The following is a 14082-nucleotide window of genomic DNA, read 5'->3' as shown; positions in this document are numbered from 1 at the left end:
TCGGTTCATCTTTTTCAGCGGCCTTCGAGCCAACAAACTTCATGTTCACCCGCGGTGGTACCGCAAAATCGACATCGAGGTACGCAGTCCCGAGTCGCATCGTGCTTTGGATGCGCTTTGCCGTCGCCGCGCTCGTGATGAGTGCAGAAACCAAAACGCCTCCATTCGTCGGGCAATCAGTTCTGCAGTCTTTGCGACGATCGCGGCTTCAAGCGTGGAGGTTGGCGGTCTTGCCAGAAGTGCTGCTTCAAAGCCTTTGGCGGAGATCTGTGGCGACAATTCCGACCAGACCAGCTTGTCATCCGCCGACAGGTCGGTCTCGATTGTCGATTGGAGATGGGCGGCGAGGGCACCCATTCCAGGTAAGCCCTCAGCACAGGACAAGCCCGAGCCTACAACTGTCACCAACCCGTCAGAGAAGTGACGTTGCAGCAGCAGTTTCAGTTCGTGCAGATTCAAGTCAGCCCCACTTTTGCTCAAGCCTGGTTACTGAGGTCGAGAGCGGATTGAGCGATTTCTATCCTAGTACTACAGGGCCGTGCGGCGTCGATCCCTCGCGCAAACGGATGCGGAGCTCCTCGCCGGTGGGCACTCGGGAAAGGGGCCCGCCGTCATTCAAGTATGCCCGATGCGCCCATCGGCGCAGCGCCTAGGTCGAGCACTCGCCGAAGGCAAGCAGATTGTCAGTCCAGACCCCGTCTACATGGGTCTGAATGAATTTCCGTCCCGAGGGGCTTTTTCGCACGGCAACCCAAGCGGTCGAATTACCGTCTTGCGTGTAGAACCGGTGCTGCTTGTTCTCGATAAAACGAACAACATTTTCCACTTTGTCCCGCCATCTTCCGCCTTCGGGCTTGGGGCCGCCGACATCCGTGATGTGCTCATGCCGACTCATGCGGTTCGGCTTATGAACACAATCGATTCGGTAAGTGGCCATGGTCCTACTTTCCATTTAATTTTGGGGGGCGACGAACCTGCTCGACCTGACGAAGCCTTATGCCTCTACGGAGCGGAGCAAGCACAATTGCTTACCTCAGGCGGGGCTCCCGCGAATGTGTCAAACGCTTCCGGCGAATCGCCACGCAGGTGACAGCAGTCAACCGAGACCGCGTGACGGTCTTTCGTCTTCGTCATCGAAATTCGTCCCTGGCGAGGCCGGGTCGATAGTCTCGCAATGCAGATCTCCTCAACGGCCCGCGATCAGCTCGGCCGAGAATAGACATTTGAGAAAGCATTGAATGTCGCTCCCGCCGCTGCATTCCGTCGCAAAATGCCTTCTGCCCCGCCTGTTCGGATTTGCTTCCGCTACCACGTACATGACGCAGATTTCCGGCAAATTGGCCCCTGTTTCCGCCGCCAAACTTTGTCGAATCGGGATGCGCAACATTGATCCGAAGCTCGTGACATGCTCGCGGCGCCAATGTCGCGACGCTCGCCAAGCTCGTCGGTGTCTATGATGCGGTGTTTCCAGCCGTCGAGTTCATATTCATAACTCGCTCGGTCAGTGGCGAAGCTCGAGGATCGAGACCGCGAACCGAGCTCGAGAGACTGCGGACCGATTGACTGCTCGATCGATTGCTCACTTGGGGAGAAACGGAAGCGAATCGTAGAAGTTGGCTTGCGTGGCCCCAACAACCACGGGTAAATGATCTGGTGGTGTTCCTGCCCGCTGGTGAAACAAATGGTTCGATCCCGCATCCTTGCTGCTTGCGTCGTTGCGCTGACAACCGTGCTTCTCTCTTCGCCAGCGAGAGTGCAGCAGGCTCAACCGACACAAGGTGACGGACAGAACCCTGCGGTCTCGCAATCGACATCCGGCGAGCCGCGATCTGATCCATCGCTTCAAAAGCCAGCGCAGCCGACAGGCGCCGGCGCCCCTCAGATCGCGCCGAGCGATCCTCAGAAGCAGTGCGTGAAGCCAGGAGAGTTCGCCATCGAACTTCGATCTGGTCGCAATCCGGTAGGCGCACCAATCGTGCTGGCCACGAACTTTTTGCCCACCAACCAGCGCGTTGATGTCGGCGTGCGTGCGCCATTTGTCGATGGCGTGCGTTATTTCGCGGGCATCGACTATGGAGACGAAACCTACCTTTTCAAGCGGCAGGACGTCGTCACGCACCGCGCGACGGAATCGGACACGCTGGTCAAGAAGCATCTGCTTGAGCCCGACCAGACAATTGTCACATTGAATATGGCAGACGATCTGGCTTGGTTTTGGAGTAGGGTCGATCTTTATCTTTATACCTGCGACAGCCCGGTCGGTCAGTCTCCTTGGCGCGTGTCGTCCGTAAGCGTCCGCCTCAGCCCGTATTGGTTCAGCATTGGCGCCGTCCTTGTCGAGGTCCTGGTCCTCTACTTCTGGATGGCCTTCGCGCTCCGCAAAAAGGATCACACGTTGGGATCCTTCCTGCGCGCGTTGAACCCCGCACAGGTTTCGGCAGGGGCGGACGGAAAAGGAAGCCTGTCGACGTTCCAGACGCTGGCCTTCTCTCTTGCAGTTGCTGCTCTGATCTCTCTACTGCTGCTTCAGACAGGAACGTTGGTCGATCTCTCCGGATCGATCCTGACGCTTCTGGGCATCAGCGGCGTCGGCGCCACTATAGCCAAGGGGACTGATAGCCAGCGCAACACGCTGTCGGCTGAAAACCGGGCCTGGCTACTGCGACGCAATTGGCTTCCGATGGCCAAGACGATCGTCGACCCGTCAAACGCGACCTGGCGTGACTTCTTCTCCACAGATGGCATCTTCGATGTGTATCGCTACCAGAGCTTCATTTTCGGATTGGTTGTGATCGGAGGCTTGATCGCGGCAGGCGTGAACCAGCTTTCGACGTTCGTTGTTCCCGACACGATCCTGGGCATCGTTGGACTTAGCCAACTCGTCTATATCGGCGGCAAGCTGGTGACGCCGACCAACATTTCCGATCTCAATGCGGCTGTTGCCGGTCTCCGTTCTGACGAGCAGAAACTCAAGGCTGCCGCGGTGGCCGCCAAGCAGGGGCAGGTCGTGAGCCTGGCAGAGGCGATCCCGCTGGTTGGCCAAAGTACCTACGATGCATACCGTCAGAAGGCTAGGGACGTCGCTGCCATCTTCGCCGATGCGACCGGCATCATCGTCGCGGATGCATCCCTCGAACCTCTCGTCACGTGATAAAGGGAGACCGAAATGGCTAAGAACATCCTGGTGTTCGCGGATGGCACGGGCAACGAAGGCGGTCTCCTGCCAGACGAGAGTCGCACTAACGTCTACAAACTTTATCGGGCAACGCGCACCGGACCTGATTCGATCATCGACCCGAAGAAGCAGTTAGCGCTCTACATTCCCGGTATTGGGACGCCGGTGCCTGGACATAATAACAGCTGGGACGGGGTGAAAGAGACGGTACAGCAGATGTTCGGCTTCGGCATTACGAAGAAGATAATCGATTGTTACGTCGCAATCGTCGGCGTCTGGGAGCCGGAAGACCGCATCTACCTGTTCGGTTTCAGCCGCGGCGCCTACACCGCCAGGTGTCTCGCACGCGTGCTCGAGCTCTGCGGTATTCCGACCAAGGAGCGGAATGGCCAGCCGATCAATCTGGATCCGAGTTCACTGAGGAGAGTCGCCAAGGACGCAGTATCCTCCATCTACTGGCTTGGGATGCCCAGGGAAGGCGCGAAAGTGGAAAAGAGAGCGCTCCAGTTCCGCGATGCCTACTGTTCACAGGTCGGGCGCGGCGCGGGGGCTTCCGCCTATTTCATCGGGATTTGGGACGCCGTGGCCGCGATCGGCTGGCAACGCTTTTTTCCAGACTGGGCTTACGATCGGCATTTCCCATCCGACATCCAATACGCGCGGCACTTGCAATCAATCGATGAAGGCCGAAAGGACTTTAAGCGGGTGCCCTGGGGAGGAAGCGGAACCGTAAAGTGGCCGGATAGACAGGGTGAACCGGAGCAGTTCGATCAGATCTGGTTCGCCGGCAATCACTCCGATATCGGCGGAAGCTATCCCGAGAACGAATCCCGCCTCTCGGACATCACGCTGGCCTGGATGCTGGAGTTTATCACCGAGAAGATTCCGGAGGCAGGCCGCGTCATGGTCGACAAGGACCTGCTAAGACTATATCCGTCGACCGACGGCATGATGCACGATGAATGCATGGTGGGTATGGGCGGCACGGCGTTCAAGTGGGCAAAGGCGGTTCGGGAGGTACCCGATACCGCACAACTTCACCCCACCGTCTATGAGCGGCTCGCGATGAAGTCGGTGCGTAATTTTACGAGCTACGGGCCCTACAGACCTGTCGCACTGCAGAACCATCTCAAAGCAAAGAAATACTTCGAAGCCAGTGGAGGCGACGACGCGATCCAATCGGGCTCCGCGGATAAGGCCAGCGCCGCGCCAAGTGGCGCTGTTTCGACCTAATCGGACTTATACCGTCTCCAAGGCGCGTTCTTTTTCTTCCGATTGATGCACGCAGATGACGTGGTCGGAAACGTGTTGGCTATTGGGAGCGCGAATTTGCGGTGTGCGGGTTGCAGTCTTTCAATCGAACGAGCCCGACAGCAGATGTCAGCATACGCGTTCGCCGTTCTTTAAGCGCTAGCCCAAACTTCCAGTTCAGCGTGGCCGGACCGCACCAGGTGATAGTTGGCTGCAGCGAGCACCTCGGCGAGGCGTGGTTCTAGCCCTGCTTTGGTAACGCCGGGCTGAACAACGACCATGCCGAACCTGACCGGGCGGCACTTCGCAAATTCGTACATTGTTTCGACGTTGCCCCGCACGAGTTTGGCGACGCCCTTCTTACGCCGCAGCCGATCCGTCAGCCTCTCGACGAGACGCCGGAGATCGCACCAGATGATGGACTTTACGGCCTGCGCGCAGACCTCATACAGGTCGCCGACGCGATTGCCAGGAGCATCGCCACCTGCGCCTTTGCAGTGGTACAGCGTAACGCTGACGCCGCCGTCCGCAGTCTGTTGCATAACGACAAAATCTGCTGCTTCTCCGCTCCCGTGATCCCAAAATACAATGGTATTGTCATCGATGTTGAGTTCACGCTCCAGAAAAGCTTGGATTGAGGCGGGCACCACTCGCCCGCGCTCAACAGCATACTCAACGGTGATATCGACGCCTCCGCCCGGCCAGTCGACGGCTTTGATGCGATCATGGTTGAACGGATCGTAGGGCTCGGCAGGCGCGCGATAGTGTTCTTCGCCGCAAATCCGCGACCAGTCCTCCAGCATGAGGTTCAATGGATTGTCGTTCAGGTAATCGACTAGGTCTTCACCATTGCGACCAAAGGCAAGCTCGACACGCGTTTCATCCTCCGTCGCATAGGAGAATTGAGGGCTTTCGGCGATCTTGAACTGTATCCTGGTCTCCAGGCTCGGCCCTTCCAGCACCAGCATCGCGCCGTGTTGATCCGAGTGTTCGACAACCAGGTCGAACTGCGTCAATGCATCTCCGTAAGCCCGCCCATCAATCTCGTAATTCGCCGTTGGAGGGTCGATATAGATGTCCTTGTCCCATTCGGCCCACAGAGCTTTCGCGGGCATTTCACCAACAATCTCCCCCATCTGCAACAGATCGAGATTGCTGCCTGTTATTGCTGCTCGGTCATCGACGATCTTCCCCGCCAGGCTTTTGCACCAAGCCAGGAGCTCCGGCAGGCTAAGAGACGTATTGCTCCAGATCTTGGATGCGCTGCTCAAGCCAATTGTAATTTCATTGCCGTTTTCCAGGGCGCTCCCAAAGCAATGGCCGCGGTGAAACAGTCGTGCATCTTCGAGGCGAATCGCCTCATCTACGTGAGAGCCGGTCAGCATCCGGTAAGACTCAACCAGGCTCGAATGTTGACGGTTCCGCATGCCAACGTTGAAGAAGCGCGCCTGTTCTAGGCCTTTAAGCGCGCGGTTGATCTCCGAAAGCCCCAAAATTTTAGGGTCATAGCCGACTAGGTCGCGAACTATTCGTCGATAAAGGCCATCGCCGCGCGAGGACGCGCATATGAAGAGCAGCGACGAGGCCGGATCGAAGTAGAAAATGAAAAGATCGTACTCGACGTCAACAAGGGCGTCATCAGTCGACCAGGGGACTGGCGACACCATTCGCGTAACGTAGACACTTGAATCCTTATCTTCGCTCACGCGTCCGAAAATCATCTCCCTATCGGGTCCGAAATTCGGGACCGCGTTGATGTCGAAGGCTTCGCGCAGGCGGTATATCTTCACATGCGCGTAAGGCGACAGCGAGTACAGCGACATGTCCGACAAGTCCGGAATCGTCCCGACATCGTGCTCGAATGTTTCGATAAACTCTCGCGCCTCGACCTCACGCTGAACACGGGCAGCGCTCAGGTTAGGGATGATCTCGGCCCAGACGGCGCCCGACGAGTACAGCTTCTCCGCTTCGACCTTCACGCCCGACGCCGTTGACAAGAAGGTCGCTTCGCCGAGCCTTTCTCCTGCTGTCCGCGCAAATCGTCCGATGAACTGCAATGTCACCGCCAGCGAGCGATGCGGCGAGTGCACGGCGGCGACTTTCAGGCGAGGCATGTCAAAACCCTCGCCAAACATGTTCACGCAAACGATCCCATCGAGTTCGTTCGCAGCCAGCGAGGCAAGAACCCGGCGCACGTGATTCAAGGAGTGCGTTCCCTGGACCAGCTTGAGCCGTAGCTTGGTATGGTCCTCGTAAAGCTCGACGAGTTCGCCCGCGCGCCTCTTGCTATCGGTGCGGACCATAAGCAAATGATCGAACCCGGCAGCTCTATCGGCCGCAAGCCTACGCTCGGCCGCCCGCGCTATGGCGATGTCCTCCAATTGCTGCCGGTTCTCGCCGGCGGGGATGTTGTCCACCAGCTCGAATTGGATGTGCCCGAAGATCCCGTCCTGATAAGCCCGCTTCAGATCGTAGGTGTAAGCAAACCGGCCAAGAATTTCCCGATCATCCCGTCGGAATGGCGTTGCAGTGAACAGGGCCATGCGAGCATTCGGAAACATGTTCAACGTCGCCGTCCACGTCACGGCCGGGCTGTGGTGCGCCTCGTCGACCAATATTACGTCAAAAAGATCTTCAGGCGGCTTCGGCACCTGTTCGAGGTGCGGGCTGACGCTTGGTACGGTGGCGACAACGACATCAAATTCCCGGAGACCTTCCCATTGAAGGGGGGCGGTGATGCGGCTCGCGGTCGCCGTGACGCGGGGCTCAGGCAGGTCGGCGGGAATGGCGCCAAGTCTCTTCAAGACGCCCAGCTTCTGGAAATCTTCGGCTATCTGCTCGCGCACAAGCCGGCTTGGCGTGAGCACCAGGACACGGCCGGCTTGCAGCAGAAATGCACTGGCTTGCAGGACCGCTGTTTTGCCCGCGCCTGTCGGCATCGTGATGATCGCCGCGTCATTGCGACCACTGAAATGCGCACCGATAGCGAAAAGAGCGCCGCGCTGGGCCTCGCGAAATCCAGGCCTCTCACCCTCTGCTAACGGAAATGTCAGCCTCAAATAATTGTCTGAGAAATAAGACACGATTCTCCCCCGGCGCAGTTTGCGGCAATATGCCTTGCGGAACGCAGGGTGGATAGAGCGTGAAGCGCCGTAGCAGGTTGGGAGAGGGCAGTCGGCAACCGGAAGAATCGAGGCACAGCGCCAGGTTGAGACGCGATGCTGTATTGTCCAACGCGTTGGTTAGGAATCTCAGGGCGCATCTGGCGCCTCGCCGACTAAGAGTTGAGGTTGGTCTCATGAGAGTCTGCGCATTGTCCCCCATCTGGCGCAGAATTTCTAAGTTGGAGGCACCGAAATCAGTGAACTTTGACTCTGATGGACGATAACATCGCCTGGACGGGGGGACAAAAGCTGGGGGCTTTTTTCCTGAAATAGACCTGAGACGGCAGTTTCTCCGGTGCGCTTAGGATTGACTTGTGCCTGACAGTCGCTCGCCAAAGCCGTTCGACAATGGGCGTATGAGATGGACCGTGCCGCAGCATCTGAGGTGCGATCTTGCTTCCACGCTGGTGGCTCGGGATGATCTCGCTTGATCCGAGTGAGGCAATGCGGGCCAGCGAGTCGCATTATGGAGATGCTTGAAGTTTCTTGGTGACCAAACGTTGAGCGGCGTCCTATCGATGAGCCGGGGGCTTTGGGCGCCGACCGCGTTTGAACTAAGAGATGGCGAGGTGCGAAGGCGATCACATGAGAAGTCGCTGACTATGTGCGGACCGGACAAAACGCGCTTGCCTTCTGCGCGACCGTGGCCGAGCCGCGTCATGAACTACGATCCGTTCCTTCCATTAATATCCATTTGGATGAGAAAGAGTTTTGCGAACATCCCAAATGGGACCGTCCCTAGTCACGTGAATCTAAAGTTCACCACATAAAGTCTGGTGGGCTTTGGGGCAGAAGCGTTTGACGGAAGCCAAAATCTGGTCAGCGGACTTGGCCATTTGAAGGGCTTCGGATTTTTGTTGTGCAGGTCGATGAAGGTATGGATGTCGGCCTCGAGCTGCTTGACGGAGGTGTGAACACCTCGCTGGATTTGCTTTCTAGTGAGTTCAGCGAACCAGCGCTCGACCTGATTGATCCAGGATGCCGAAGTCGGCGTGAAGTGGACATGATAGTGCGGTCGGCGAGCGAGCCACGCTTTGATCTTGGCGTCTTGTGGGTGGCGTAGTTGTCCATGACGATATGGACAGCGAGCCCCTCAGGGATTTGTGTGTCGATCTCTTTCAGGAACTTCAAAAAACTCGACTGCCCGATGGCGCTTGTAGCATTTGCCGATGACGAACCCCGTGGCGACATCGAGCGCTGCAAAAAGCGTGGTCGTGCCGTGCCGCACGTAGCTGTGCGTGTGACGTTCCGGCACGCCAGGCATCATCGGCAAGACCGGTTGCTCGCGATCGAGCGCCTGAATCTGGCTTTTCTCATCGATGCTGAGGACAAGGGCTCGGTTCGGTGGGGAGAGATAAAGGCCGACGATATCGCGTACCTTGTCGACGAACAGCGGATCGCTCGACAACTTGAATGTCTGGCTACGGTGCGGCTGCAAGCCGAACGCCGACCACATTCGGCGGATCGTGGTGTGGGAAAAGCCAGTTTCCGCGGCCATCGAGCGGATCGACCAGTGCGTCGCGTCGGCCGGCGTCGTACGTAATGTTCGCTCGATTACCTCAGCAACCTGATCGTCGTCGATGGTGCGAGGGCGCTGCCTATCCGCGCGGCATAGGGCTATTGGGATTCCAGCGACGTCAGGCCTGCTGCTTGCTGCTTTTGCTCTCGGGCGTAAGCGCCTTCATGTTCGAGATCAGCTACCCTTGGCGCCTGTACGTGGCAAATGCGTGACGCAGCAAGCTGAGGGGCAGCGCTTCTGCGTTCGCCTTAGCTGGCGATCGCAACGGAGCCGGCAGCCATTGCTCGAAATGCCTAGTACTTTGACCGCGGTCAAACGCGACGCTCGGTCATCGGCTGCGTCCGCTCGGCATCTGCACTAAGACCGAACATCGCGCCCATGGCTTGCGCACGACGTTCTCAACCCTTTGTCATCATGAGGAGTTCAATGAAGCGAAGGCATGGGACGGTGATGTCATCGAATTACAGTTGGCGCATCTCTAAAAGTGGCTCGGTAAGGGCGATTTACGCGTGCGATCTTGTCGCTGTGCAAATAAAGTGACAATCGCAACCAGCTTCGCGGAACGGTTAGGCCGACCGACCTTGCGCGATCGGCTGCTTCCGGCGGCGATGCCTGCGACTGGCGCTGCGACGTTGGGGCGTCAGGGGAAGCATGGGAAGCTTGCTTGGGAGACGCTTCTCAGTCGTTTCTTCGAGCGCTCGCTCCTGAGTAGCCAGCAAGGCTGCCTGTTCCAGCGAAGCGAGAAAGGCCCGGCCGCCTTCCGTTATGATCCACTGCCCGGATTCTCGCGCAACCAGCTTCTGTCCGAAAAGATCGAGATTTGGCGCCAGCTCTGCCAATCGCTTCATACGGGCCGTCCACTCCGGACCGCTGGTGTAGAACACCGCCAAGTAGTGCTTCAGGACAGCGAGACTGGCCCGGCCCTCCCGTTGGCCGGCGAGAATCTTAAGTATCGAGAGCTGAAAACTCACATCCGCCAACCAAACGCACCAACACTAATGCCGCACATGTTAGCGGCACTTGCTGGACCCCGCACTCGGCTTCAAAAAGACCCTGAAAAGCAATGCTAATGCACGAATCGTCCCGCAATCTGGACGCAAGCTTAGACTGTCCTTTCGGATCTTGGGAGAGGCCTTTTGATGTTATTCCCGGACCGCTCCAGCAGACCATACGGGCTGTCAAGCATCGAAGCTGAGTGACCCTGGACAGCGCCGGAGACTTGCGAAAAGGAGCTTACTCATCTCAAAGGCAGCCGGGCCCCAAGACCGGAGAGAGCAAACGTCAAGGTCGCGATGTCGCACGAAGGTTGAAAACTACCATACGCGCGTAAATGTATCGGCGCCCTTCAACTTGCCAGGCTTACCGTTCTTATCAACGTAGAACAGCGTCCATGATGTCGGCATTTGAGACCCGCTGATTTTTCCAACCCACCGGGTGAAGGAATTGCATTGGGCAAAAGTAACAACAAAATACAAGCCGGCTGGACTAACGGCTCCCGATGCAGGATAAGGAATGCCCTGGCACGCAAACCCTTGAGCATGGTTTGTGAAAGTCCCTTGTACTGCTCCGCCATTGGCGGACCAAACGAACAGTTCCGAACCCCGTTCATTCTTCCAGTATGAGGGAGCAGGAAGCCCCTGCGCCATGGCCTCGCCGGAAAGAAAGAAGAATTGGGCGAGCAGCAACAGTGACAGAAATCTCTTCATCTCGAAGCCCCCAGAGAGTTTGCTCAAAATCAGCATTGAGATTATGTACTTTGATACATCTCCAGCTTACGTTCGCTGCTCTTTTCCCGCTTTCGGCAACGAAATGCGACGCATATGCGTGAGTTCGCGCTGGATCGCGGCGAACAAGAGCGACGAGCCCGGCTGCGCCTATTTATCCCCGCATTCGCTCGCCTGGACGGCGATCGCCGAGCCGATGCTCGGCTATCTTGATGTGAGGCGCGATGAGATGACCATGATCATCGGAGGGCATCGGGGAGCAGAAGCAAATTGCCCACAGCTGTATCGGGTCGGGCAATCTGCGCCAGGAACGTCCGTTCCGGTGATTGCCAGTATTCCCCACAGCGGCACCTTCGTTCCGCCATCGATTGAGGCCGCTTTCACGCAGCTTCAGCGAAAATGGCTAAGAAACACCCACTGGCATCTCCCGGAGGTCTACGACTTCCTACTTCCTACTTCCTACTTCCTGCCTGAATTGGGAATCACACGATCGCGGCGACACGCTGTCGATACGTCGCCGACTTGAATCGAGATCCGAAAGGCGTGTTATTTGGTCCGTTCCATGAGCCGTGATTTTCGAGTCGATGCTCGACGGGACTCCGATCCATCGCCTGGATCCAAAGACGCTTTTCCAAAGATTGGTCGAGTACCGGGTACCTTATCACCATGCGCTAACTGACATCATCGGCTGTTTCCAAACGTCGTGCGGGTGGGGCCTACTTCTTGACCTGCACGCATTTTTCGGACCTATTGAAGACGACATATGCATCCGCGACTTGCGGGGTACGTCATGCCAACAGAGCACAACTGCTCTCGCCGCGACTGCCTTCGAGCGGCATGGCTTTCGGACAGTTTGAAATGAACCGTTTGCCGGCGGATATGTCGTCAGGGGCACCGCAGCGCTTCGACTGAAGCGTTGCAGATCGAGCTGCGCTTGATCTTGTTCTTCTTGTTTTTTGTTGTTGCTGCTGCGCTGGTGGGCCCGCCTGGATTCGAACCAGGAACCAGACCGTTATGAGCGGCGGGATAGCGATTGGCTTCGTTGATTTTGCTGACTTTTTGTTTGAATCTGATCGCGTTCGTTGCGCCCCGGCTGGGTCGTTTCTGGTGCGAAACTGGTGCGATAACGCCTGCTCATGCAGACGAGCCCGGCCTGACATCCGTAAGGTCTCCAGGGAGCACCCCGAGGCGCCACGGATCACCGCCGCGACCATCAACAAGCAACTAGGTAGCGTGCAGGCCATCTGTGTCTGGGCTAGCGATAATGGCCTGATCCCTGATGACGTGCAGTGGACCGACCCCTTCAGCAGGTTGAGACTGCCCACGGAGCGCTCTGAGCGGACGTCGTTTGAGATTGCAGAGTTGCAGTCCCTCTTCAACGCACCGCGGTTCACTGAACACCGCTTCCCCCTTGGTGCCCACGGAGCGGCCGGGTTCTGGCTTCCTGTGCTTGCGCTCTACACCGGAGCAAGGCAGGCGGAGCTAGGCCGCCTCAACGCCGACAACGTGCTGATTCCGCTCGATGTCGCCCACCATTCCGGAATGATCTCGCCCACCGTTCCGATTTGATGTCGCCCACCATTCCGAGATGATCTCGCCCACCATTCCGGGATGATGTCGCCCGGGGTGACGAGGCCTCTTCTGGCTCCGATACGGTCCCGCCTTTCGGCTTTGCGAAGGGGGACCTGGATGCCGACGGAGAGGCTTGCGATGCGCCATGTGCGCGAAGTGATCAGATTGAAGTCGGCTGGGATGCCGACCCGCGAGATTGCGCGGCGGTTGGGGACGGCGCCTTCGACGGTGCGGCTGACGATCCGGCGGTTCGAGGCATCGGGGCTGACCTGGCCGCTGCCCGATGACGTCACCGACACTGATCTGGAGGCCCGGCTGTTCGCCAGCGCCGGTGCGGGTTCCGGCACGCGGCGGGGCCATCGCCGGCAGGCGGAGCCGGACTGGGCGGCGGTGCACCGCGAGCTCCGGCGCAAGCACGTGACGCTGTCGATCCTGTGGGAGGAGTACATCGCAAGCGAGCCCGGCGGGTATCGCTATTCGCGTTTCTGCGAGCTCTACCGCGCCTGGGAAGGCCGGCTGTCGGTGACGATGCGCCAGTCGCATGCGGCCGGCGACAAGCTGTTCGTCGATTATGCCGGTGACGGCGTGCCGGTCGTGATCGACCGGCTCAGCGGCGAGCGGCGCGCCGCGCAGATCTTCGTCGCGGTGCTCGGCGCTTCCAGCTTCACCTACGCGCAGGCGACCTGGACGCAGGGGCTCGCCGATTGGATCAGCGGCCACGTCGGCGCCTTCGAGGCGATCAACGGCGTGCCGGCGCTGCTGGTGCCGGACAACACCAAAGTCGCGGTGATCAAGGCCTGCCTCTACGATCCGCAGATCAACCGCAGCTACGCCGACATGGCGGCGCATTACGGCTCGGCCATTCTGCCAGCCAGGCCGCGACGACCACGAGACAAGGCGAAGGTCGAGCAGGCGGTCCTCATGGTCGAGCGCTGGCTGCTCGGGCGGCTGCGCCACCGCATCTTCCACAGCCTCGCCGAGGTCAATGCGGCGATCGCCGAGTTGCTCACCCGGCTCAACGAGGAGCGGCCGATCCGGCGGCTCGGCGTGACCCGCCGCAAGCTGTTGGAGGAGATCGATTGGCCCGCGCTCAAGGCCTTGCCGGAGAACCCTTACGTGTTCGCCGAGTGGCGGATCTGCCGGGTCAGCATCGATTATCACGTCGAGGTCGAGGCGCATTACTACAGCGTTCCACATCGCTTCGTCCGCGCCGAGGTGGAGGTGCGCTTCACGGCTCGCACCGTCGAGATCTTCCACAAGGGTGAGCGGATCGCCGCGCATCAGCGCATGAGCGGCAACCACAAGCACACGACGGTGCCGGAGCACATGGCCTCCAGTCATCGGCGCTACGCTGGCTGGACTATCGAGCGCATCCGTAAGGACGCAGCCTCGATCGGGCCGGCCACCGCGGCGCTGTGCGACCTGATCCTCGACGAGCGCGCGCATCCGGAACAGGGCTTCCGCGCCTGTCTCGGCATCATCCGGCTCGCCCGATCCTACGGGCACGAGCGGCTCGATGCCGCCGCCATGCGGGCGATCGATATTGGCGCGCGCACCTACGGCTCGGTCAAATCGATCCTTGCCAACAATCTCGATCGGCGTCCTTCACCCAAGCGCTCCGCGGACGACGCGCCGATCCTTCATCCCAACATCCGCGGGCCGCGCTACTACAATTAG

10 protein-coding genes and 1 pseudogene are annotated in these 14082 nt (G+C 58.8%); 5 read left to right on the top strand and 6 right to left on the bottom strand.

Annotation, left to right across the window (positions count from 1 at the left end):
• Positions 1-45: 45 nt before the first annotated feature.
• Together MTX21_RS19225 and MTX21_RS19220 are read right to left on the bottom strand one after the other, a co-directional pair.
• The gene (locus tag MTX21_RS19225; protein WP_280966325.1) at positions 46-459 is read right to left on the bottom strand and encodes a hypothetical protein; all 414 of its coding nucleotides are present in this window, start codon (positions 457-459) and stop codon (positions 46-48) included.
• 190 nt (positions 460-649) lie between these two features.
• Entirely contained in the window at positions 650-937 is a 288-nt protein-coding gene (locus MTX21_RS19220; protein ID WP_280966324.1) for a DUF3892 domain-containing protein, read from the bottom strand.
• Positions 938-1681: 744 nt separating this feature from the next.
• On the opposite strand from MTX21_RS19220, the gene MTX21_RS19215 reads away from it, so the two are divergent.
• Both MTX21_RS19215 and MTX21_RS19210 read left to right on the top strand, forming a co-directional pair.
• Positions 1682-3151, top strand: a complete 1470-nt coding sequence (locus MTX21_RS19215; RefSeq protein WP_280966323.1) for a hypothetical protein — start codon at positions 1682-1684, stop codon at positions 3149-3151.
• A 15-nt stretch (positions 3152-3166) separates the two neighbouring features.
• Complete coding sequence (locus MTX21_RS19210; protein ID WP_280966322.1) at positions 3167-4408, top strand: DUF2235 domain-containing protein; 1242 nt, start codon at positions 3167-3169, stop codon at positions 4406-4408.
• Positions 4409-4578: 170 nt separating this feature from the next.
• Here MTX21_RS19210 and MTX21_RS19205 read toward each other — a convergent pair whose 3' ends face one another.
• The 4 genes and pseudogenes from MTX21_RS19205 to MTX21_RS19190 form a co-directional block, all read right to left on the bottom strand.
• Positions 4579-7509 (bottom strand): DEAD/DEAH box helicase family protein, encoded by a 2931-nt coding sequence (locus MTX21_RS19205; RefSeq protein ID WP_280966320.1) that lies wholly within the window; start codon positions 7507-7509, stop codon positions 4579-4581.
• A gap of 833 nt (positions 7510-8342) precedes the next feature.
• Positions 8343-9184: pseudogene (locus MTX21_RS19200) on the bottom strand (IS630 family transposase); the annotation flags it as partial.
• Positions 9185-9675: 491 nt separating this feature from the next.
• A complete protein-coding gene (locus MTX21_RS19195) occupies positions 9676-9993 on the bottom strand; it encodes a hypothetical protein (RefSeq protein ID WP_280971101.1) in 318 nt (105 codons plus the stop codon).
• A gap of 429 nt (positions 9994-10422) precedes the next feature.
• Positions 10423-10755 (bottom strand): avidin/streptavidin family protein, encoded by a 333-nt coding sequence (locus MTX21_RS19190; protein WP_280971409.1) that lies wholly within the window; start codon positions 10753-10755, stop codon positions 10423-10425.
• Here MTX21_RS19190 and MTX21_RS19185 point away from each other — a divergent pair.
• From MTX21_RS19185 to istA, 3 genes are all read left to right on the top strand, one after another.
• Entirely contained in the window at positions 10754-11359 is a 606-nt protein-coding gene (locus MTX21_RS19185) for a hypothetical protein (RefSeq protein WP_280971422.1), read from the top strand. The genes MTX21_RS19190 and MTX21_RS19185 overlap by 2 nt on opposite strands.
• 488 nt (positions 11360-11847) lie before the next feature.
• Positions 11848-12402 (top strand): hypothetical protein, encoded by a 555-nt coding sequence (locus MTX21_RS19180; protein ID WP_280966317.1) that lies wholly within the window; start codon positions 11848-11850, stop codon positions 12400-12402.
• A 141-nt stretch (positions 12403-12543) separates the two neighbouring features.
• Positions 12544-14082: an IS21 family transposase gene (istA, locus tag MTX21_RS19175; protein ID WP_280971017.1), complete on the top strand. Its 1539-nt coding sequence runs from the start codon at positions 12544-12546 to the stop codon at positions 14080-14082.

This window comes from Bradyrhizobium sp. ISRA430 (assembly GCF_029909975.1).
GTDB lineage: Bacteria > Pseudomonadota > Alphaproteobacteria > Rhizobiales > Xanthobacteraceae > Bradyrhizobium.
This window is presented reverse-complemented; position numbering and strand designations above follow the sequence as displayed.